25 protein-coding genes are annotated in these 19,128 nt (G+C 69.8%); 12 read left to right on the top strand and 13 right to left on the bottom strand.

What is annotated here, in order from left to right; all coding sequences use genetic code 11:
• Positions 1-5 precede the first annotated feature (5 nt).
• Complete coding sequence (locus tag ACTJI1_RS11870) at positions 6-392, bottom strand: hypothetical protein (RefSeq protein WP_440742806.1); 387 nt, start codon at positions 390-392, stop codon at positions 6-8.
• 138 nt (positions 393-530) lie between these two features.
• On the opposite strand from ACTJI1_RS11870, the gene ACTJI1_RS11875 reads away from it, so the two are divergent.
• On the top strand, positions 531-1,385 hold the full coding sequence (locus ACTJI1_RS11875; protein ID WP_310133380.1) for a polyphosphate kinase 2 family protein: 855 nt from the start codon (positions 531-533) through the stop codon (positions 1,383-1,385).
• Positions 1,386-1,398: 13 nt separating this feature from the next.
• Here ACTJI1_RS11875 and ACTJI1_RS11880 read toward each other — a convergent pair whose 3' ends face one another.
• Positions 1,399-2,661, bottom strand: coding sequence for an isochorismate synthase (locus tag ACTJI1_RS11880; RefSeq protein ID WP_310133377.1), 1,263 nt, complete (start codon positions 2,659-2,661; stop codon positions 1,399-1,401).
• Positions 2,662-2,813: 152 nt separating this feature from the next.
• On the opposite strand from ACTJI1_RS11880, the gene ACTJI1_RS11885 reads away from it, so the two are divergent.
• Together ACTJI1_RS11885 and ACTJI1_RS11890 are read left to right on the top strand one after the other, a co-directional pair.
• On the top strand, positions 2,814-3,485 hold the full coding sequence (locus ACTJI1_RS11885) for a GntR family transcriptional regulator (protein ID WP_440742807.1): 672 nt from the start codon (positions 2,814-2,816) through the stop codon (positions 3,483-3,485).
• Complete coding sequence (locus ACTJI1_RS11890; protein WP_440742808.1) at positions 3,485-4,186, top strand: GntR family transcriptional regulator; 702 nt, start codon at positions 3,485-3,487, stop codon at positions 4,184-4,186. Before ACTJI1_RS11885 ends, ACTJI1_RS11890 begins: the two co-directional genes overlap by 1 nt.
• A gap of 52 nt (positions 4,187-4,238) precedes the next feature.
• Here ACTJI1_RS11890 and ACTJI1_RS11895 read toward each other — a convergent pair whose 3' ends face one another.
• The 5 genes from ACTJI1_RS11895 to ACTJI1_RS11915 all read right to left on the bottom strand — a co-directional run bounded on the left by ACTJI1_RS11895 (position 4,239) and on the right by ACTJI1_RS11915 (position 5,718).
• Positions 4,239-4,538, bottom strand: coding sequence for a Dabb family protein (locus tag ACTJI1_RS11895; RefSeq protein ID WP_440742809.1), 300 nt, complete (start codon positions 4,536-4,538; stop codon positions 4,239-4,241).
• The gene (locus tag ACTJI1_RS11900; RefSeq protein WP_440742810.1) at positions 4,535-4,798 is read right to left on the bottom strand and encodes a glutaredoxin family protein; all 264 of its coding nucleotides are present in this window, start codon (positions 4,796-4,798) and stop codon (positions 4,535-4,537) included. The genes ACTJI1_RS11895 and ACTJI1_RS11900 overlap by 4 nt, the downstream gene beginning before the upstream one ends.
• A gap of 72 nt (positions 4,799-4,870) precedes the next feature.
• Positions 4,871-4,969, bottom strand: a complete 99-nt coding sequence (locus ACTJI1_RS11905; protein ID WP_003792170.1) for a 30S ribosomal protein bS22 — start codon at positions 4,967-4,969, stop codon at positions 4,871-4,873.
• A 70-nt stretch (positions 4,970-5,039) separates the two neighbouring features.
• Positions 5,040-5,252 (bottom strand): helix-turn-helix domain-containing protein, encoded by a 213-nt coding sequence (locus ACTJI1_RS11910; RefSeq protein WP_440742811.1) that lies wholly within the window; start codon positions 5,250-5,252, stop codon positions 5,040-5,042.
• A gap of 40 nt (positions 5,253-5,292) precedes the next feature.
• On the bottom strand, positions 5,293-5,718 hold the full coding sequence (locus tag ACTJI1_RS11915) for an ArsR/SmtB family transcription factor (protein WP_310133366.1): 426 nt from the start codon (positions 5,716-5,718) through the stop codon (positions 5,293-5,295).
• Between the two features lie 82 nt (positions 5,719-5,800).
• On the opposite strand from ACTJI1_RS11915, the gene ACTJI1_RS11920 reads away from it, so the two are divergent.
• The 3 genes from ACTJI1_RS11920 (at position 5,801) to ACTJI1_RS11930 (ending at position 8,944) form a co-directional block, all read left to right on the top strand.
• The gene (locus tag ACTJI1_RS11920) at positions 5,801-7,237 is read left to right on the top strand and encodes a TrkH family potassium uptake protein (RefSeq protein WP_440742812.1); all 1,437 of its coding nucleotides are present in this window, start codon (positions 5,801-5,803) and stop codon (positions 7,235-7,237) included.
• On the top strand, positions 7,230-7,901 hold the full coding sequence (locus tag ACTJI1_RS11925; RefSeq protein ID WP_310133360.1) for a potassium channel family protein: 672 nt from the start codon (positions 7,230-7,232) through the stop codon (positions 7,899-7,901). The genes ACTJI1_RS11920 and ACTJI1_RS11925 overlap by 8 nt, the downstream gene beginning before the upstream one ends.
• 155 nt (positions 7,902-8,056) lie before the next feature.
• Positions 8,057-8,944 (top strand): hypothetical protein, encoded by an 888-nt coding sequence (locus ACTJI1_RS11930; protein WP_440742813.1) that lies wholly within the window; start codon positions 8,057-8,059, stop codon positions 8,942-8,944.
• Positions 8,945-9,009: 65 nt separating this feature from the next.
• Here the strand turns inward: ACTJI1_RS11930 and proC are convergent, their stop codons facing one another.
• Positions 9,010-9,855: a pyrroline-5-carboxylate reductase gene (proC, locus tag ACTJI1_RS11935; RefSeq protein ID WP_440742814.1), complete on the bottom strand. Its 846-nt coding sequence runs from the start codon at positions 9,853-9,855 to the stop codon at positions 9,010-9,012.
• 23 nt (positions 9,856-9,878) lie between these two features.
• Here proC and ACTJI1_RS11940 point away from each other — a divergent pair, with 23 nt between their 5' ends.
• Positions 9,879-10,841 carry a cation diffusion facilitator family transporter gene (locus ACTJI1_RS11940; RefSeq protein ID WP_310133352.1) on the top strand — a complete coding sequence of 321 codons (963 nt, stop codon included), beginning with the start codon at positions 9,879-9,881 and terminating at the stop codon, positions 10,839-10,841.
• The gene (locus ACTJI1_RS11945) at positions 10,838-11,539 is read left to right on the top strand and encodes a glutamine amidotransferase (protein ID WP_440742815.1); all 702 of its coding nucleotides are present in this window, start codon (positions 10,838-10,840) and stop codon (positions 11,537-11,539) included. The genes ACTJI1_RS11940 and ACTJI1_RS11945 overlap by 4 nt, the downstream gene beginning before the upstream one ends.
• A 7-nt stretch (positions 11,540-11,546) precedes the next feature.
• Here the strand turns inward: ACTJI1_RS11945 and tadA are convergent, their stop codons facing one another.
• Positions 11,547-12,014 carry a tRNA adenosine(34) deaminase TadA gene (gene tadA / locus ACTJI1_RS11950; RefSeq protein WP_310133348.1) on the bottom strand — a complete coding sequence of 156 codons (468 nt, stop codon included), beginning with the start codon at positions 12,012-12,014 and terminating at the stop codon, positions 11,547-11,549.
• A 52-nt stretch (positions 12,015-12,066) separates the two neighbouring features.
• On the opposite strand from tadA, the gene upp reads away from it, so the two are divergent.
• The 3 genes from upp to ACTJI1_RS11965 all read left to right on the top strand — a co-directional run bounded on the left by upp (position 12,067) and on the right by ACTJI1_RS11965 (position 15,018).
• Positions 12,067-12,699, top strand: coding sequence for a uracil phosphoribosyltransferase (gene upp, locus ACTJI1_RS11955; RefSeq protein ID WP_440742816.1), 633 nt, complete (start codon positions 12,067-12,069; stop codon positions 12,697-12,699).
• Positions 12,700-13,079: 380 nt separating this feature from the next.
• Positions 13,080-13,835: a winged helix-turn-helix domain-containing protein gene (locus ACTJI1_RS11960; protein ID WP_440742817.1), complete on the top strand. Its 756-nt coding sequence runs from the start codon at positions 13,080-13,082 to the stop codon at positions 13,833-13,835.
• Positions 13,836-13,971: 136 nt separating this feature from the next.
• On the top strand, positions 13,972-15,018 hold the full coding sequence (locus ACTJI1_RS11965) for an acyltransferase family protein (RefSeq protein ID WP_440742818.1): 1,047 nt from the start codon (positions 13,972-13,974) through the stop codon (positions 15,016-15,018).
• Positions 15,019-15,041: 23 nt separating this feature from the next.
• Here the strand turns inward: ACTJI1_RS11965 and ACTJI1_RS11970 are convergent, their stop codons facing one another.
• The 3 genes from ACTJI1_RS11970 to ACTJI1_RS11980 form a co-directional block, all read right to left on the bottom strand.
• Positions 15,042-15,866, bottom strand: coding sequence for an ABC transporter permease (locus ACTJI1_RS11970; RefSeq protein WP_310133340.1), 825 nt, complete (start codon positions 15,864-15,866; stop codon positions 15,042-15,044).
• Positions 15,863-16,876 carry an ABC transporter ATP-binding protein gene (locus ACTJI1_RS11975; protein ID WP_440742819.1) on the bottom strand — a complete coding sequence of 338 codons (1,014 nt, stop codon included), beginning with the start codon at positions 16,874-16,876 and terminating at the stop codon, positions 15,863-15,865. The genes ACTJI1_RS11970 and ACTJI1_RS11975 overlap by 4 nt, the downstream gene beginning before the upstream one ends.
• Before the next feature lie 157 nt (positions 16,877-17,033).
• Complete coding sequence (locus ACTJI1_RS11980) at positions 17,034-17,711, bottom strand: PadR family transcriptional regulator (RefSeq protein ID WP_310133336.1); 678 nt, start codon at positions 17,709-17,711, stop codon at positions 17,034-17,036.
• A gap of 159 nt (positions 17,712-17,870) precedes the next feature.
• On the opposite strand from ACTJI1_RS11980, the gene ACTJI1_RS11985 reads away from it, so the two are divergent.
• Positions 17,871-18,128: a DUF4190 domain-containing protein gene (locus ACTJI1_RS11985; protein WP_440742820.1), complete on the top strand. Its 258-nt coding sequence runs from the start codon at positions 17,871-17,873 to the stop codon at positions 18,126-18,128.
• A gap of 22 nt (positions 18,129-18,150) precedes the next feature.
• Here ACTJI1_RS11985 and ACTJI1_RS11990 read toward each other — a convergent pair whose 3' ends face one another.
• Positions 18,151-18,948, bottom strand: coding sequence for a class I SAM-dependent methyltransferase (locus tag ACTJI1_RS11990; protein ID WP_440742821.1), 798 nt, complete (start codon positions 18,946-18,948; stop codon positions 18,151-18,153).
• Positions 18,949-19,128 lie beyond the last annotated feature (180 nt).

Below are 19,128 nucleotides of genomic sequence, written 5' to 3' on the forward strand. Positions count from 1 at the left end.
ATCGCTCAGTAACGCTGCCCCAGGGCCTTGGCCTTGAGGGCGTCGAACTCCCCCGCGCTGATCACGCCCTGATCGAGCAGGGTCTGCGCCTGCTGGATGTCCGCGGCCGGTGTCGCGGACGGTGTCGGATGCTGCCCCCAGCTGTCGTCCTCCGGGACCGTCGCCCGGCGCGCCAGGTTGCGGGCGGCCATCCCGCGCCCGCGCGCGATCAGGTACACCAGCAGCCCGATGCCGGGAAGGAAGATCAGGAAGATGACCCACAGCGCCTTCCACCAGCCGTTCAGCTCGGTGTCTCGGAACAGGTCCACCAGCACGGTGAACAGGACCATCAAGAACGCGACGAACGCGAAGATATAGAAGACGTACAGAAACGCATTCCAGAACGAACCCATCTCAGGCCCCTCTCATCGGCCACACGGTAATGCCGGGCCGGTGATCGTGGCTAGCAGGCATTTGCAGACTGCGGCGGGGCTACCATGCGTGCCAGGAGTCACGGGCCCGGCGATCGTGCCCGTGGGAGGAGGCCGGACGTGAGCGACGACAGCAGCTGGACCGAGGACCCGTACGAGGTGCTGCGGGTGCAGCCCGGATTCCGCCTGTCCGATCAGGACACCGACGCCTCTCCCGGCTTCGACGGCGGCAAGAAGGAGGGCGAGAAGGACCTCGCCGAGGGTGCCGGGCGCCTGGCCGACCTCCAGGAGAAGCTGTTCGCGTGCGGCCGCGAGGGCGAGCCCCGGTCGGTCCTCCTGGTGCTGCAGGCGATGGACACCGCCGGCAAGGGCGGTATCGTCTCCCACGTCATCGGGTCCATGAACCCCGGCGGCGTGCACTACGCCGGGTTCGGCAAGCCGACGCCCGACGAGCTGGCGCACGACTTCCTCTGGCGGGTCTGGCGCGAGGTCCCCGCCGCCGGACAGGTCGGCGTCTTCGACCGATCCCACTACGAGGATGTGCTCATCGGCCGCGTCCGTTCGCTCGCCCCACCCGAGGAGCTGGAGCGGCGCTACGGCGCGATCAATGCGTTCGAGAAGGAGCTCGCGCAGTCCGGCACCACCATCGTCAAGGTGATGCTCCACCTCGGCAAGGAGGAGCAGAAGAAGCGGCTCGCCTCCCGGCTCGAGCGGCCCGACAAGCTGTGGAAGTTCAACCCCGCCGACGTCGACGAGCGGCTGCACTGGGACTCGTACCAGGAGGCGTACCAGGTCGTCTTCGACCGGACGACCAGCGCCTACGCACCCTGGTTCGTCGTCCCCGCCGATCGCAAGTGGTACGCCCGCGCGGCGGTGCAGCGCATCCTCATCCGCGCCCTGGAGGGGCTGGGCCTCGAGTGGCCGGTGCCCGACTACGACGTCGAGGAGCAGAAGCGCCGCCTCGACGCGTCCTGACCGCGCCGGCGGATCAGCCGAACGCCTCCACGATCGGGCGGAACTTCATCGACGTCTCGGCGAGCTCGCGATCCGGGTCGGAGTCGGCGACGATCCCCGCCCCGGCGTACGCGGTCAGGTCCCCCGTCGGCGTCAGCTGGGCGCAGCGGAGGGCGATCGCCCACTCGCCGTCGCCGTCCCCGCCGACCCAGCCGACCGGTCCGGCGTAGCGTCCGCGGTCGAACGGCTCCAGCTCCCGGATGAGCGCGAGCGCCTCGCGGCGGGGCGTCCCGGCCACGGCGGCGGTCGGGTGCAGCGCAGCCGCGAGGTCGAGGGAACTGGACCCGTCACTGAGCATCCCGGCGATGTCGGTGGCCAGGTGCCAGAGGTTCGGGAGCTTCAGGGTGAACGGCTCGTCGCTGGCCGCGAGGTCCGCGCTGTGCGGGCGGAGCGCATCCATCACACTGGTGACCGCGAAGCGATGCTCGCCCTGGTCCTTGGCGCTCGCGACGAGTTCGGCTGCGGCGGCGGCATCCGCTGCGGCGTCCGGTCCGCGCGAGATCGTCCCGGCGAGCACGCGCGCGGTCACGGTTCCGTGGTGGACGCGGACCAGCGTCTCCGGCGACGAGCCGACCAGGCCGTCCACGGCGAAGGTCCAGCAGTCGGGGTACCCGAGCGCGAGCTCGACGAGCGCACGACGGAGGTCGGACTCGAGCGGCAGATGGCCGCGCAGATCGCGGGCCAGCACCACCTTCGAGAGGTCCTGCTCGCGGATCCGCTCGACCGCGTCCGCCACTGCCGACCGGTAGCCGTCGGACCCGAGCTCACCCGGCAACAGGCTCAGCCGGTACTCGTCGCCGAACGCCGTCGGGCGCGGGAGCCGGTCGTTCTCCGCGCCTCCGGCACGGCGGATGCGGGTGATCCAGCTGCGGCTCCCCCGGCGGCCGATGACGATCTCGGGGACGATCAGGGTGCTGACCGCGGAGCTCTCGTCATCGAACGCGAACGTCCCGAAGGCGACGAGGCCCGTCCCCGGGGTGCGGACGTCGTCCGCGACCGTCGCGGCCGCCGCGGTCGCGCGCCAGGCGGCCGACGCCTGCTCGATCCGGTCCGGCCCCGTGAAGTCGAGGCGGAGCACCTCGCCGATGCCGGCCATCCCCTCGCCTTTGCGCAGCCAGAGCAGGGGCGTGCGGGAATCGAGGAAGGGGATGAGCTGGCGGACGTCGTCGAGCGGTGTGGTCTCGGCCTCGAGGACCGTCGCGCCAGTCTCCCACCGAGTCGTCGGTGCGGATGTCACCCGCTCAGCCTACGCCCGCCAGACTGAGCGCCCGTTGGACGCCGGATGGGGACTTGATGGGCGTCGTCGTGCCGATATCGCCTGGATTACGCGCGTTCGACACTCTGCACATCAGCACCGTGACCCGAGAACCCGGGATGTAACATACATCCATGCCCGTGCCCGTGACCGGAGTCGCCAGCCCTCGCCGGCTCATCCGTGACGAAGTGTTCCTGCGCCTCCTCGACGCCATCGTCGGGGGCGACCTGCTTCCCGGCGAGCAGCTCTACGACGCCGAGATCGAGCGGTGGGTGGGCGTCTCCCGCACCCCCGTCCGCGAAGCACTGAATCAGCTGGCCACGATGGGTCTCGTCGAGATCCTCCCTCAGCGGCGCACGCGCGTCACGCCGATCGAGCCGGAGCGGGTCCGCCAGCTCATCGCCACGGTCGGCGTGGTGGTCGCCGGCGTCGTCCGCGACGCCACCCCCCTGCTCACCGACAGCGACCGTGCGGCTCTCCGCGACGCGGCGGAGGAGACCGACCCGGCGTCGCTCGTCCGCACCGGCCTGACCGCGGACGGATTCCTCGGCGTCTTCGTGCGCCGTCTCGACAACGGCACCGTCGCTCGCCTCCTGAAGCGGCACCTGCCCGAGGTGCAGCGTGCGCTGAACGCCACCCCGGGCACGGCCGCCTTCCGCAAGGCGCGGCCGTCGGTCACCGCGCTGATCGACGCGGCGGTCGCCGGCAAGGCCGAGAAGGCCGGCCGCGCCGCAGCGCAGCTGTTCGACCCGGCCCTCGTCGGCGTCGCGGACGAGTTCACCACGACCACGAAGGAGCTCCGCTGATGCCGTTGCCCGTGAACGACACCGCGCCGGTCGAGCGCCGGCTGCTGCGCGACGTGGTCTACACGCGGCTCTACGACGGCATCCTCGACGGCACCCTGGAACCCGGCGAGACGCTGCTCGACGAGAAGCTCACCGCCTGGCTCGGAGTCTCGCGCACGCCCATCCGTGAAGCGCTGATGAAACTGGCCGACATCGGGCTCGTCGAGATGGCGCCCAACCGCTACACCCGGGTCGCGCCCATCGACCTGAAGGCCATCGACGAGGCGATCTACACGACCGGACTGCTGCACGAGCACGCCGCGCGCACCATCGTGCCGACGCTCTCCAACGTCGCCGTCACGCGGATCGAGAAGGCGCACAAGGACGTCAAGAAGGCGGCGAAGTCGCGAGAGCTTCCGGCTCTCGGTCACGCCTTCAACGACTTCTTCCTCGAGCTGGCACGCGCCGGCGGCAACGAGGTGCTCGCCTCCGTGAGCGAGGGACTCAGCCCCCAGCTGCTCCGCTACATCTCGGTGTGGGACCGGCCGTTCGGGGTCGACGACCTCCCCGCTGCGCTCGGCGAGGTGCTGACCGCGATCAAGGAACGCGACGGCGACGCCGCGGGCGACCGGGTGAAGGCCCTCTACGCACGGACGCTCGCGCAGTTCCTCTCCGACTACCGCCGCAACGACGCCGACATCGATCGCACGCCCGTCCTCTGAGACCGGCTCATCGATCGCGGCTCGCGGCCTCGCGGCTCGCGTCGAGCGGCGCTCAGACCTCGAAGTCGACCGCCGCACGCCCCGCGACGACGGAGCGGATGAAGCCCGCGACCTCGAGGTGAGCCGGATGCTCCTGGTAGACGGCGATGTCGTCGAACGATTCGAAATCGCTGATGAGCACCACGTCGAAGTCGTCGCCGGGCGCGGCGCTCACGCCGACCTGCAGCGAGCGCAGCTGCGGGATCACCGCGGGGAGCGACTCCAGCCCGCGCTTGATGGTCGCCGCGTGCTCCGCGCGCACGGCGGGGTCGGAGGTGGCGAGCTTCCACGAGACGACGTGGCGGATGGTCATCGGGCCTCCAGCAGTGCGGTGCGCAGGCGGGCCGGGTCGACCCGCCAGTAGGTGTGGACACGTCCCTCGATCAGCACCACCGGGATCTCCTCCACGTACTTCTCGTGGAGGGCGGCATCCTGGAGGATGTCCTCCTCCGTCACCGCGACCTCCGGTGCCTCCGCGGGCAGGTCGTCGATGACCGTGCGGATGACCTCCCTGGCGTCATCGCACAGGTGGCAGCCGGGCTTGCCGATGAGGGTGAGGGAGACGGTGGACACGCCTCCACTCTAGACGGGACAGCAAAAAGCGCCGGGCCGAATGGACCGACGCTTGAGCCGCAGACCGGAGGTCTACTTCTTGTTGCGACGCTGGTGGCGCGTCTTGCGAAGAAGCTTGCGGTGCTTCTTCTTCGCCATACGCTTGCGACGCTTCTTGATAACGGAACCCACGTAGACCTCACAAAGAATCAGGGGTATGCCGCGGGGCGCGCGGCGACACGAAGTGACAGTCTACCCGACGTCACGCCGAGTCCGCGACGCCGCTTTCTTGGGAGGTGGCCGTCTGCAGCAGCTGCTCGACGGCGGACTCGGGCACGCGGAACGACCGCCCGAAACGGATCGCCGGCAACTCGCCGGCGTGGACGAGACGGTAGACGGTCATGCGGGAGACACGCATCATGTCGGCCACCTCGGCGACCGTCAGGAAGCGCACATCCTTCAGATCGTGTGCCATGGTCCCGTCCCTCTCCTGCCCGTCATGGTACTCGGGACGGTCAGTCCTTGCGCCACTTCTTCGGAGTCACGCGCTCGGTGGCCGACGAGACCCGGTGCCGGGTGTCGGCGAGCACCTTGCCGACCGTGCTCGCGAAGTCGCGCGTCTCCTCGGCCAGGCGGACGCTCAGCGCCACATCCTCATCGGATGCCGTGAACGGAATGACCCAGTCCTCCACGGCTTCGAGGGGCCCGGCGTCGAGCCGGTAGTAGCGGTGCTGGCCGAGCTCCCGCACCGAGACGAGGCCCGCCTCGCGCAGCACTTTCAGGTGCTTCGACACCGTCGGCTGGCTCAGTTCGAGCGTCGCCACGATCTCCGACACGGATATATCGCCTGCGGAATGCGTCGCATCCCCGCTGCGGTCGAGCAGAACGCGCAGGATCTCGCGCCGCGTCGGATCGGCGATCACGTCGAAGATGTCGGCCATGTCCCCAGGCTAGCCATTCCCCCGGCGCAGTACCATGTCCGAAGCCCGCCCCTGCACAGGAAGACGACGGGAAGGACCAGACATGAGCACCACCCGGACGGTCCGCGGACGCCCCGCCACCCCCAGTGAACGCGTGCGCGACGTCGTCAACGGCTTCGCGGCACGGAGCCCGTCGCGGTTCGCCATCCTGGTGTTCGCGCTGCTCATCCTCGTCTTCACGTTGCTGTTCTCGCTGCCGATCTCCTCTGCGAACGGCCAGTGGACAGGCCTCGCCGACTCGCTCTTCACCGCCATGTCGGTGATCTGCGTGACCGGCCTCTCGACCGTCGACATGGCCACCCACTGGTCCTACTTCGGCCATTTCCTGGTGTACATCGGCGTGCAGGTGGGCGCCGTCGGCGTGCTGACCATGGCGTCCATCCTCGGGCTGGTGGTGTCGCGGAAGCTCGGCCTGCGCGCCAAGCTGATGGCCGCCGGCGACAGCAATCCGCTGCGCGTGCACGGCGGCCCGGTCGACGAGGGGCAGGCGGTGCGGCTCGGGGATGTCGGCAAGCTGCTGACCACGGTCGCCCTCAGCATGGTGGTCATCGAGGGCGCGGTCGCGCTGCTGCTCTTCCCGCGGATGCTCATCGCGGGGATCGACGTGGGCACGGCCGTCTGGGAGTCGCTGTACTACTCGGCCATGGCGTTCACGAACACCGGCTTCACGCCGAACACCGAGGGCATCGACGCCTTCGCGACCGACTACTGGTTCCTGAGTGCGCTGATGATCGGCGTGTTCCTCGGGGCCATCGGGTTCCCGGTGATCCTGGCCATCGCCTCCAACCTCCGGCTCAAACGGCGCCGGTGGTCCATCCACGTGAAGCTGACGCTGCTCACGTCGCTGATCCTGCTCGTCGCGGGCGCCGTGCTCTACATCGTGCTCGAGTACGACAACCCGAAGACGTTCGGACGCCTGGATGCGGGTCACACGATCTTCCAGTCCCTGTTCCTCTCGACGATGGCGCGCTCGGGCGGCTTCTCGACCATCCCGATCGACGACCTCCACGGGTCGAGCCTGCTGGTCACGGACATGCTGATGTTCATCGGCGGCGGGTCCGCATCCACCGCCGGGGGCATCAAGGTGACGACGCTCGCCGTCCTGTTCCTGGCCGCTTTCGCCGAGGCGCGCGGGGTGGAGCCGATGGACGCGTTCCGCCGGCGCATCCCGACCGACGTCCTGCGCGTCTCCGTCGCCATCGCCCTCTGGGGAGCGACGATCGTCGCCGTGTCGACCATCCTGATCACGCAGATCACCAAGGCGCCGCTCGACCACGTGCTCTTCGACGTGATCTCCGGCTTCGCCACCTGCGGCCTCACGACGGGACTGACGGAGCGGTTGCCGGACGGGGGCATCTACATCATGGCCGCGACGATGTTCTGCGGGCGCGTTGGTACAGTGACTCTCGCTGCGGCCCTCGCCCAGAGGCAGCGGCGGCAGCTGTACCAGAACCCGGAGGAGAGGCCGCTCGTTGGTTGACCGGATCAAGCACAACGCCCCCGTGCTGGTGATCGGCCTCGGCCGGTTCGGCGCGGCGACCGCCGGCCAGCTCGACCGGCTCGGCCGCGAGGTGCTGGCGATCGACACGGACGCCGGGCTGGTGCAGAAGTGGGCCGACCGGGTCACGCACGCGGTGCAGGCGGACGCCCGCTCGATGGACACGCTGCGGCAGATCGGCGCGGAGGACTTCTCGATCGGGGTCGTCGCGGTCGGATCGTCGATCGAGGCCAGCGTGCTCATCACGGCCAACCTGGTCGACCTGAAGGTGCCGCAGATCTGGGCGAAGGCGATCTCGAAGTCGCACGGCAAGATCCTGGAGCGGATCGGCGCCAACCACGTCATCTACCCGGAGGCGGAGGCGGGCGAGCGCACCGCGCACCTGGTGTCCGGGCGGATGCTCGACTTCATCGAGTTCGACGACGACTTCGCCCTGGTCAAGCTGTACCCGCCGAAGTCGATCCGCGGGATGCGCCTGGGCGACTCGGGCGTGCGCTCCAAGTTCAACATCACGGTCGTCGGTGTGAAGAGCCCCGGCCGCCCCTTCACCTACGCCACCTCCGACACCGTGGTCTCCGACCACGACCTCGTCATCGTCTCCGGGGCCTCCGCCGACATCGAGCGCTTCGCCTCCCTCGACCCCTGACTGCCCCCCTCTCGTCTCTCCCTCGCCTCTCCGCCCTCCGTCGAGTACACGAAAAGTGCACGCGACTCGCCGTATTCGCGTGCACTTTTCGTGTACTCGACGGTGGGGGCTGTGGATAAGCCGCGGGCGGGGCGCGCGGACGGTTGAGTGGAGGCATGGATGAGATCGGCACGCGCACCCGGGACCTGATGGCGCATGGGACGTCCCGACGTCAGGTCTACGGGACGCGGATGCATCGGCCGTTCCATGGGATGCGGACGGAGGCTCCTCCCGAGGACCATCTCGCGCAGTGCCGGGCCGCCAGCGTGGTGCTGCCGCCGTACTCGCTGTTCAGCCACCGGTCGGCGGCGATGATCCACGGGCTCCCACTGCCGATCTGGGCTCTGCCCGAGAAGGTCGAAGTCGCCGTCTTCGAGCCGAACCGTCCACCACGGCTCCGCGGCGTGCGCGCCCATCAGCTCACCGCGGACGAGCACCGCTGGTCGGTGGTGGATGGGCTCCGAGTCGTCAGCGCCCACGACACCTGGGCTCAACTGAGCAGCCTGCTCCCCGTCCCCGACCTCGTCGCGATCGGCGACTACCTCATCACCGGCGACGAGCCGTACTCCGGGCTCACACCGCCGGCAACGCGGGCGGACCTGGACGCGGCGGTCCACCGTCACGGCCGCCGCCGGGGCGTCACCGCTCTCCGTCAGGCGCTCGAACGAGTGCGGTACGGATCACTCTCGCCCCAGGAGTCGCGGCTCCGGGTGGCTCTCGAGGACGCGGGCCTTCCGTCACCCGAACTGAACCATGTCGTCCACTCATCGGTGGATGGGCGACGCGAGGCAATGATCGACCTGGCGTATCCGGACGCTCACGTCGCGATCGAGTACCTCGGCGATCACCACCGCTCCGACCCGGACACCTATCGCCACGACATTCGCCGCCGCGAACGCCTCATCGAACTCGGCTGGGACGTGATCTTCGTCACCGCCGCCGATCCGTTCGACGCGGTCGCCCTCCGCGTGCGCCGGGCGCTCCGCCGATCGAGTACACGATAAGTGCACGCGACACGCCGCCCGGGCGTGCACTTTTTGTGTACTCGACGGAGGGGGGACGGGCGGGGTTAGCCGGCGGCTAGTTCGCGGGCGCGGGCCAGGGCGGCGTCGGTTGCCCGGGCGAAGAGGGTGGGGAGGTCGGCGGACTGGAGGACGGCGATCGCGCGCTCGGTGGTGCCGTTCGGGCTGGTGACGCGGCGGCGGAGCTCGGCCGGGTCCTCGCCGGACGAGACGAGGAGGTCGGCGGCGCCGAGGAAGGTTCCGTTCACGAGCGTGGCCGCCTGCTCCGGGGTGAAGCCCTTCTGCACGGCGGCCTCCGTCAGGGCCTCGATGAGGAGGAAGACGTAGGCCGGACCGGAGCCGGAGATCGTGCTCAGCGCATCCAGCTGCGACTCCGGCACCTCGACGACCTCGCCGACGGTCTCGAACAGGGCGCGGACGAGCGCGAGGTCGCCGGCGTCGGTGTGCGTGCCGGCGCTGACGCCGGTGACGGCCTTGCCGACGACGGCTGGCGTGTTCGGCATCGCGCGGACAACGGACACGGTGTCCGGGAGCAGCGACTCCATCGTCTCAGCGGTCACACCGGCGGCGACGCTCACGACGACCGTGCCGGGCGCCAGCGAGTCGCGGATCTCCGCGAGCAGGTCGCGCACCATGGTCGGCTTCACGGCGACCACGACGACGCCCGCGCCGTCCACCGCGAGGCGGTTCGCGTCGGCGCGGGTCTCGGTCGCGTAGGCGGTCACGCCCGGGGTCCCGGCGAGCTCCGCAGCGCGCGCCTCCGACCGGTTCGTCACGCGGATGCCGGCGACCTGCACGCCGGGTGCCAGCAGCCCGCTGAGGATCGCGCGGCCCATCGAGCCCGCCCCGAGCATCGCGATGGTCGGAAGGGTCACGTTCTGCGCGTCGTCCATGGCTCCATCCTAGGATTGGAGACATGAGCGCATCAGGTGGGACCAGGGCCATCGTCGCCGCCTTCGCGGCGAACCTCGGAATCGCGCTGACGAAGTTCATCGCGTGGGTGTTCTCCGGCTCGTCGTCGATGCTGGCGGAGGGCGTGCACTCGCTCGCCGACTCCGGCAACCAGCTGCTGCTCCTGCTGGGCGGCCGCCGGTCGCGGCGCAGCGCGGATCGGGAGCATCCCTTCGGCTACGGCCGCGAGCGGTACGTCTACGCCTTCGTCGTCTCGATCATCCTCTTCTCGGTCGGCGGCGTGTTCTCCATCTACGAGGGCATCGAGAAGCTGACGCACCCGCACCCGCTCGAGAACGCGTGGCTGCCCATCCTGGTGCTCGTCATCGCGATCTGCCTGGAGTCGTTCTCGCTCCGCACCGCCGTGCACGAGTCGCGGCCTCACAAGAAGGGGATGTCGTGGCCGCAGTTCATCCGGCGCGCGAAGGCCCCTGAACTCCCCGTCGTGCTCCTCGAGGACGTCGCCGCGTTGACCGGTCTCGTCTTCGCGCTCATCGGCGTCGGCATGACGATCATCACGGGCGACAGCGTCTGGGACGGCATCGGGACGCTGCTGATCGGCGCCCTGCTGGTCGCGGTCGCCGTCGTGCTCGGCATCGAGACGAAGAGCCTGCTGGTCGGCGAGGGCGCGAGCGACGCCGACGCCGCAGCGATCGAGCGGGCCATCACCTCCGGCGACGAGGTCGAGCGGATCATCCACATGAAGACGCTGTACCTCGGTCCGGAGGAGCTGATGGTCGCGGCGAAGCTGGCGTTCTCGGGCGAGCACCGCCTCGCCGACGTCGCCGCCGCGATCGACACCGTCGAGCGCCGCATCCGCGACGCCGTGCCGGCCGCCCGGGTCATCTACATCGAACCCGACGTCTGGATCGACCCGAACGACCGGGCGCCCGCCACCGACACCATCGTCATCAAAGGCCTCGAGTGACCCGCACCGCCGTCATCCTGCAGCACGACCCGAGCATCCACCTCGGCAACATCGGGCCCGTGCTCACCGAGCACGGCTACGACCTTCGGATCGTGGATGTGACGACGGAGGACGTGTCGTCCATCGACCCGGCGGAGGCGGACCTCGTGGTCGTGCTCGGCGGGGAGATGGGCGCGTACCAGACGGACGAGTTCCCGTTCCTGCAGGCCGAGCAGGAGCTGCTCCGCGCGCGGCTCGGCGCCGAGCGCCCGACGCTCGGCGTGTGCCTGGGCGCGCAGTTGATGGCGGGCGCGCTGGGCCGCAGGGTCTACCGGGGTGACACCACCCAGATCGGTTACCGCCGCGTCGACCCGACGGAGGCGGGGGCCTCCTCGCCCATCCGGCACTTCGACGGCGTCCCGGTGGTGGAGTGGCACGGCGACACGTTCGAGCTCCCGGAGGAGGCGACGCTGCTCGCGTCGTCGAGCGACTACTCCAACGAGGCGTTCGCGATCGGCGGCTACGCGCTCGCGGTGCAGTTCCATCCCGAGGTCACCGACGAGATGCACGAGTCCTGGGTCGCCGACGGCTACAACGAGCTGGATGAACTGGCGATCGACCCGGATGCGCTCCGGCGCGACCGCGAGGCCTACAACGCCCGGATGCAGGAGGCGTCGCGCGCGGCGTTCTCCGAGTGGCTGGAGAGCCTTCCCGCCTGAACGCGGCTCAGCGCTTCGCGCGGAAGAAGTCGAGCAGCAGCTCGCCGCAGTCCTCCGCGAGCACCCCGGCGAACACCTCGACGCGGTGGGTCAGCCGGCGATCGCGCAGCACGTCGTAGACCGAGCCTCCCGCTCCCGCCTTCTCGTCCCACGCGCCGAACACGACGGTCGGCACGCGCGCGGCGAGCACGGCGCCCGCGCACATCACGCAGGGCTCCAGGGTGACCACGAGCGTGCATCCCTCGAGGTGCCAGTCGTCGCGCGTAGCCGCGGCCTCCCGCAGGGCCAGCACCTCCGCGTGCGCGGTCGGGTCGTGCCGCAGCTCGCGCTCGTTCCGGCCGGTGCCGATCACCCGGCCCTGCTCGTCGATCACGAGGGCGGCGACCGGGACGTCCCCCGTGCCGAACGCCAGCCGCGCGTCGGCGATGGCGCGCCGCATCCACTCCTCGTAACGAGTGGGGACGGTGAGGCTCACGGCTGGATGCTCCCGGGGCTGCGGGCGGACGAGTTCGGCTAGCCTTGAGCCTATGCGAGTGCACGTTGCGGACCACCCACTCATCACCCACAAGCTGACGGTGCTCCGCGACAAGAGCACCCCGTCGCCGGTGTTCCGCCAGCTCACGGAGGAGCTCGTCACCCTGCTCGCCTACGAGGCGACGCGTGGCGTGCGCGTGGAGCCGGTGGAGATCGAGACGCCCGTGACGACGACCACCGGCGTCGCGCTGAGCGAGCCGCGTCCGCTCGTCGTCCCCATCCTGCGCGCCGGACTCGGGATGCTGGAGGGCATGGTGCGCCTGATGCCGACCGCCGAGGTGGGCTTCCTGGGCATGGTCCGCAACGAGGAGACGCTGGAGCCGACCACGTACGCCGAGCGCCTGCCGATGGACCTCTCCGACCGCCAGTGCTTCGTGCTCGACCCGATGCTCGCGACCGGCGGTTCGCTCGGCGCCGCCATCGACTTCCTGTTCCAGCGGAACGCCGTGGATGTGACCGCGATCTGCCTGCTCGCCGCCCCGGAGGGCCTCGCGGCGCTGGAGAAGGCGACCGAGGGCCGCAACGTCACCATCGTGCTGGGCTCGCTCGACGAGCGCCTGAACGAGAACGGCTACATCGTGCCCGGTCTCGGAGACGCCGGAGACCGCCTCTACGGCACGGTCTGATCGCCTGCAATAAACCGTAACCATTTGACACCGCGCGTCACGATCGGTTTTACTGTCCAGCATGACTGACAACGCGCGTACCCTGACCTCCTTCGAGGCCCTTGGGAATGCCGGCATGATGATGGCCGGCCGCGACTCGGTCATGTGTTGCCGAATGTGTCGCTAATCTGACGACCCTTCGCCGAGCAGCCGCCCTCCGACGTCACCCCGTCGTGATCGGGCGCACGCTCCCCGGGAGCTCCACACTCACGCTCCCGCGCATCGGCCCCTCTCTGTAGGGCCACAACACAACACTCCCCGCACAATCCCTGCACCTCCGCGTACCCGCGGAGTCTCGTCGCACCGGGATGCGGAACATCATCACTAAGGACGCGATCCCCATGTCTCTGGCCACCATCGACACCGCCTACCCCCGCACCTCCTCCGTCTCGCCGGTCAGCCCGGTCCGAGCCGCCGCTCCGGCTCCCGCCGCTGCCGCTCCCGCCGTTCCCGCCGAGCAGGCGCCCCGCATCCGCGCCGTCCCCGAGGGGACCGAAGCCCGCGGATTCGTCCTCTACGTCGGCATCGACGAGGCCAAGGCAGCCGCCGACGGCACCGACCTCGGCCGCATCGTCGAGGCGCTGAAGCGCCTGACCGCCGAGGTCGCGCCCTCCGCCGAGACCTACGCCGCCGTGGCGCTCGCCCCGGCCGGCGCCGGCGGCCGCGACGTGGACGTCGTCCGCCTCGCGCTGCAGGACCCGTCGGCGGTCGCGAAGCACCGCCAGGCCGTCACGATCGACGAGGACGAGGACCGCGCCGCCTCCGGCGTCGTCGTCGACATCTCGCGCAAGCGCCTCGTGCTCGACAACCAGACGGTCGCGCTCACCTACAAGGAGTTCGAGCTGCTGCAGTACCTCGTCCTGCGAGAGGGCCGCACGATCGAGCGCTCCGAGCTGATCAGCTCGCTGTGGAGCGACGCGGACGAGGACGAGGTGCCGAACGAGCGCACCATCGACGTGCACGTCCGCCGCCTGCGCGCCAAGCTGGCCCGCTACGAGGACATCGTGCGCACCGTCCGCGGCGTCGGCTACCGCTTCGACCGTCACGCCGACGTGTCCATCCGCTACGCGAGCGCGCCCTCCCCCGACCTGTTCTGATCCGGCCGCTCTGACCCGGCCGGCCCGCTGACTGCGGTAGCCAGAGGGCCGATCGACGATGCAGTAGGCTCGCCGACGGGAGCGCGGAAGCGCCGGGGAACGACCCGCACGCGCGGCCCGCAGGGGGAAATCCGGCGTGGATCCGAGACGGAACAACTTCGACGTTCTGAGGCTGCTGTTCGCGACGCTGGTGATCTTCTCCCATTCGTTCGCGCTCGTCGGGCAGGCGGAGCCGGTGCTCTGGGGCCGGACGCTCGGCAACCTCGGCGTCCACGGGTTCTTCGTGATCAGCGGCTACCTGATCGTGCAGAGCTTCCTGCGCAGCCGGTCCCTGCTGCAGTACGGCATGAACCGGGTGCTCCGCATCGTGCCGGGGCTCGTGGTGGCGCTCATCCTGTCGAGTCTCATCGCGCTGAGGCTGCACAGCTTCGCGAACAACCCGGTCCCGTACATCTCGAACGGCCCGGTGTGGACGCTGACCTGGGAGGTCGTCTGCTACGCCGCCGTGGCCGTGCTCGGCATCGTCGGGGCCCTCAACCGGACCGCCTTCCCCGCCGTGTTCGCGGCGGGCTGGGTGCTCTACCTCGCGGGCATCGGCGACACGTCCGACTTCATGCTGGCGATCGTGCCGATGTTCCTGATGTTCGCGGCGGGTGCGCTCTTCGCCCTGTACCTCACCAAGATCAGGCTGGAGGTGCTGATCCTCGCGCTGATCGGTCTCGCGCTCACGGCGGACTTCGGCGTCTTCTCGGCCGTCGTGCGCTTCGTGATGGCCGGGGTGCCCTTCCTCTACGGGCCCGACGTGAGCCTCGGCGAGATCCACCGGGTCATCTATCTCGCATCCTTCCCGGTGGTCGTGATCTGGGTGGGCAAGCTGGCCCGGCCGTCGCTCCCGCTGCGGAACGACATCTCCTACGGCACGTACATCTACGGCTGGCCCGTGGCGCAGGTGCTGGTGTTCGCCGCGCTCAAGTGGGCGCTGCCGCTGAACCCGTGGCTGCTGTTCCTGGCGACCATGCTGATCACCCTCCCGATCGCCTACCTCTCGTGGAGGTTCATCGAGAAGCCCGCGCTCGGGCTGAAGCGGCGCTTCCGCAAGCGCGCCGCCGCTCCCGCTCCGGAGCCGGAGTCCGCGGGGCCGGAGTCCGCGGAGGAGGAGCGGCCGGAGCCGGTCGGCGTCTGACCGGGCCGGCTCCGGCCGCGCGGTCAGCGCGAGCGCTGGTAGACGCGGAAGGCGCTCGTCGCCCAGGCGGCCATGACGACCGCGAGGGCCAGGAGCAGCCCGGCATGCGCCCACAGAGCGCCCCAGTCGGGATGCGCGCTGAGCGCCTGGCGTCCCACGATCACGGCCCACTCGAACGGGTTGTAGGCCGCGACGTTCTGCACCCATTCCGGCGACAGCTTCGTGTTCATGATCGCGGAGCTGAGGAACATGAGCGGCAGCGTGATCAGCTGCGAGATGCCGATCAGCGCAGTCTGCTCGCGCGCGAGCAGCGCGACGGCGTTCGACAGCGAGCAGAACACCGCGGTCAGCAGCACGACTCCGAGCAGCAGGAGCAGGATGCCGGCCAGGCCGCCGTCGAACCGCGCCCCCGCCCAGAACGCGATCGCCAGCACCACGAGCGACTGCGCGACCGCGAGGATCGACTGGTAGACGAGCGTCGAGACGATCATCGCCCCGCGGTTGGTCGGCGAGGTGAGGAAGCGGTCCATCACGCCGCGGTCCATGTCCTGGATGTAGACCGTGCCCGACCAGGCGCTTCCGAACAGGGCCAGCATCATGACGACGCCCGGCGTGAGGTACTCGAGGTAGCTCTGGCCGACGCCGAAGCCGGGGATCTCGATGACCGACTTGAACAGCTGCCCGAACAGCAGCAGCCAGATCACCGGCTGCACCAGGTTCATCACCAGGAAGGCCGGCATCCGCCACGCCGCGCGCAGCTGACGGCCGGTCAACAGGAGCGTGTGACGGAAGAAGGTCGGGCCGCCGCGGCGCAGGGTCCGGGACGGGGTGACGGCGATGGTGGTCATGATGCGCTCTCCAGAACGGACTCGGCGGACTCCTGCGCCCGCGTGAAGGTGCGGCCGGTGTGCCGCAGGTAGACGTCGTCCAGGCTCGGCCGGGCGACCGTGGCGGAGGCGACGGCGACGCCGGCGGCCTCCAGGGCGGCGAGGGCGAGCGGGAGCGTGGCCGCTCCGCTGTCGGCGCGGGCTCGCAGTGTCCGTCCGTCTCCCCCGATCTCGCGCAGCGCATCCACCCGGTCCAGGGCGGCGAGCGCTGCGGTGGGGTCGGCGTCGCCGCGGAGCTCGACGATGATCGCGTCGCCGCGGAGCCCGTTCTTGAGCTCCTCGGGCGTGCCGCCCGCCACCACCCGGCCGTGGTCGACGATCGCGAGGCGGTCCGCGAGCCGGTCGGCCTCGTCCAGGTAGTGGGTGGTGAGCAGCACCGTCAGCTGCTCGTCGGCCGTCATCCGCTCCAGTTCCAGCCAGAGCTCGGCGCGGGCCTCGGGGTCGAGTCCGGTGGTCGGCTCGTCCAGGAAGAGCACCTCCGGCCGGTGCATCAGGCCGATCGCGACGTCTAGCTTGCGGGCCATGCCGCCGGAGTACGACTTCACCTGGCGTCCGGCGTGCTCGGTGAGGCCGAACCGCTCGAGGAGCTCACGGGCGCGGGCTGTGGCCTCCCGACCGGAGAGCCCCTGCAGCCGCCCGGCGAGCACCAGGTTCTCGGCGCCGGTGTCGGACGGGTCGGACACCGGCTTCTGGGCGACGAAGCCGATGACCCGCCGCACGCGGGAAGGATGCCGGGCCACGTCGATCCCGGCGACGTACGCGGCGCCCGAGTCGGGACTCGCCAGGGTGGACAGGATCTTCATGGTGGTCGACTTGCCGGCTCCGTTGGGGCCGAGCAGACCGAAGACGGTCCCGGCCTCGACCTCGAAGCCGAGGTCGTCGAGGGCGCGGACGGCGGGCTTGCCCCTGCCGCCGCTGTAGGTCTTCACGAGATGGGCGGCGGCGAGCGCCGGCCCGGTTGCGGGTGCCATGGTGGCTTTCCTCTCTTTTTCGATGGCAGCCACCGGCACGGGGATATCCTTGAAGACAGCCCTCGGTGACTGTTGACGCAGGTTCCTCACGGAACGACTGAAGGTGTGGATGGCCGGAGAGTTGCCGCTCTCCGGCCATCGTTCATGCTCGCCCGTGTTATGTAATCGGTTCGGGGTCGGCCGCCTCCTTCCCGAAGGCGCCGGCGGCGATGCGCTCGGTCAGCTCCTCCATGCCGACTCCGTCGGCGAGCAGCCGGTGCAGCTCCTCCCAGGCGTCGTACCCGCCGATCGAGCGGTCGCGGATGCGGGCGGCGAGGTCGGCGACGAAGGCGCGCTCGGCCTGCAGCACGGCCACCCGGTAGTGGAACTCGACCATGAACAGTTCGGGCAGGCCTTTCGTCTGCTCCTGCAGCAGACGGCGCGCGGCCAGGTCGTCGTCGATGCGGTCGCGGCGGCTCTCCAGCAGGCCGGCCGCCACTTGCGGCGGGAGCATCGGCAGCAGCGAGAGCCCGGTCTCGATCGCCGGGTACTCCTTGACCGGCAGCTCGATCAGCTCGCGCAGCCATTCCTCGGCCTCTCGGCGACCCGACTCGGTGATGGCGTAGACCACGCGCTCGGGCCGGTTGCCCTCCCGCTCCGTCTGCGCGACCTCGATGAAGCCGTGCTTCTCGAGCGACTTGATGACCGAATACAGGGAGCCGAAGTTCAGCCGGATGCTGTCCTCCTTGCCCCGCTCGCGCATTGTGGTGGTCATCTCGTACGGATACATGGGGCGCTCCCAGAGGCACGCCAGCACGGCGAGAGCCAGCGGATTCGCCACAGCTCGCTTCGCCACAGGACGCCTCCGATCGATTATTCGAAACAGAGTATTCGATTTCGGATGTTCACGTCCAGCGCTTTCGCAGCTTTTCCGTCACGAACGCCTGCGGCCTCCGTCGTAATGAGCGGCGGGCGCAATCGCGCCGCCGCCATCCACCCCAGCGAAAGAGAACGCATGTCAACTGCCACGTCCACCGCCAAGCTGAACACGATGTCCATCCTGGGCTTCGTCTTCGTCTTCATCGCCAGCCCGCTCGCCGTGATCTTCGGCGCCATCGCCCTCTCGCAGATCAACCGCACGGGTGAGCGCGGCCGCGCCCTCGCGCTCTGGGCCATCGCCCTCGGCGCACTGAAGCTCGTGTTCGGATTCGTCCGCGTCATCCTCGCCGTCACGATCGGCTGGGATGCGGGCTTCTTCACGTACGTGTGGTGACGTCGCCGGTGCACCCTCGTGATCAGCGGACCGTCGCTCGATAGAAGATCGTCTGCACCGGGATCGTGGTGGGGGCGGCCCCGTATTCGGCGTCCAGCCGCCGGGCCACCTCCGCCACGACCGCGTCGAGGTCGGCGGATCGGCGCCGCAGCTGGTCCGCGACCGGGTTGCCCCGGATGAGACCGTCGGCGAATCCCTCCCAGGAGACGACGGGTGCGTCGTGGGGCACCACGTCGATCCGTACGGACCGGAATCCGGTGGACTGCGCGAGGGTGCGCAGGGCCTGAACGTCGCTCAGCCGGAACGGCACGCTGTAGAACGGCGGCGGGTCGTCCGGGAAGGTCTCCGCGAGGAGGCCGTCGACGATCGCGGCGAAGCGGTTCTCGGCATGACTGTCCCAGACCGAGAAGTGGAAGACACCGCGTGGCACCAGGACGCGCCGCGCCTCGCGGAACGCCCTCGGCAGTTCGGGCACGAACATGATGCCGAACTGGCAGGCGACCGCGTCGAACGACGCGTCGGGGAACGGAAGCGCCTGCGCGTCGGCCACCTCCACCCGGGCGGTCGCGGGCAGCGCGTGCCGTGCGAGCTCGAGCATCTCGGCGTTGAGGTCGGTGATCACGAGCTGGGCGTCCCGGTTCCGGGCCGCGATGGCAGCGGACGAGATGCCGGTGCCGGCCGCGGTCTCGAGGATGCGCCGCGGGCGCGCCTCGGCGACGGCCGCCCCCAGCACGTCGGCGTAGTGGCGGAACAGCACCGGTCCGAGACCGGAGTCGTAGTGTTCGGGGATCGAGCCCTGGAAGGCCGTGGAGTCGTCCACGAGCCCGACCATAGCGCCCAGCGTCCCGCTGGAGAACGCATAAACAATTCGCAGAAAAAATAACGACTTGGTAACTAGATGCCGTTACCTCTTCGTTATATAGTTCAAGAGCAATGGTTGTTTGCTGTGGCAGCCATCGCGGAATGTGATTGCAGGACACTCTTGGTGCAAGGGAGAGGG

The organism is Leifsonia sp. 22587 (assembly GCF_052044215.1).
Taxonomy (GTDB): Bacteria; Actinomycetota; Actinomycetes; order Actinomycetales; family Microbacteriaceae; genus Leifsonia; species Leifsonia shinshuensis_C.

Bases quoted from the DNA above. Each gene is read 5' to 3' on its own strand.
- ACTJI1_RS11885 (WP_440742807.1), top strand. From the start codon at position 2,814: ATGCCCGTGCCCGTGACCGGAGTCGCCAGCCCTCGCCGGCTCATCCGT.
- ACTJI1_RS11930 (WP_440742813.1), top strand. From the start codon at position 8,057: ATGGATGAGATCGGCACGCGCACCCGGGACCTGATGGCGCATGGGACG.
- ACTJI1_RS11890 (WP_440742808.1), top strand. From the start codon at position 3,485: ATGCCGTTGCCCGTGAACGACACCGCGCCGGTCGAGCGCCGGCTGCTG.
- ACTJI1_RS11985 (WP_440742820.1), top strand. From the start codon at position 17,871: ATGTCAACTGCCACGTCCACCGCCAAGCTGAACACGATGTCCATCCTG.
- upp (WP_440742816.1), top strand. From the start codon at position 12,067: ATGCGAGTGCACGTTGCGGACCACCCACTCATCACCCACAAGCTGACG.
- ACTJI1_RS11910 (WP_440742811.1), bottom strand. From the start codon at position 5,252: ATGGCACACGATCTGAAGGATGTGCGCTTCCTGACGGTCGCCGAGGTG.
- ACTJI1_RS11920 (WP_440742812.1), top strand. From the start codon at position 5,801: ATGAGCACCACCCGGACGGTCCGCGGACGCCCCGCCACCCCCAGTGAA.
- ACTJI1_RS11960 (WP_440742817.1), top strand. From the start codon at position 13,080: ATGTCTCTGGCCACCATCGACACCGCCTACCCCCGCACCTCCTCCGTC.
- ACTJI1_RS11970 (WP_310133340.1), bottom strand. From the start codon at position 15,866: ATGACCACCATCGCCGTCACCCCGTCCCGGACCCTGCGCCGCGGCGGC.
- ACTJI1_RS11870 (WP_440742806.1), bottom strand. From the start codon at position 392: ATGGGTTCGTTCTGGAATGCGTTTCTGTACGTCTTCTATATCTTCGCG.
- ACTJI1_RS11895 (WP_440742809.1), bottom strand. From the start codon at position 4,538: ATGACCATCCGCCACGTCGTCTCGTGGAAGCTCGCCACCTCCGACCCC.
- ACTJI1_RS11940 (WP_310133352.1), top strand. From the start codon at position 9,879: ATGAGCGCATCAGGTGGGACCAGGGCCATCGTCGCCGCCTTCGCGGCG.
- ACTJI1_RS11975 (WP_440742819.1), bottom strand. From the start codon at position 16,876: ATGGCACCCGCAACCGGGCCGGCGCTCGCCGCCGCCCATCTCGTGAAG.
- ACTJI1_RS11915 (WP_310133366.1), bottom strand. From the start codon at position 5,718: ATGGCCGACATCTTCGACGTGATCGCCGATCCGACGCGGCGCGAGATC.
- proC (WP_440742814.1), bottom strand. From the start codon at position 9,855: ATGGACGACGCGCAGAACGTGACCCTTCCGACCATCGCGATGCTCGGG.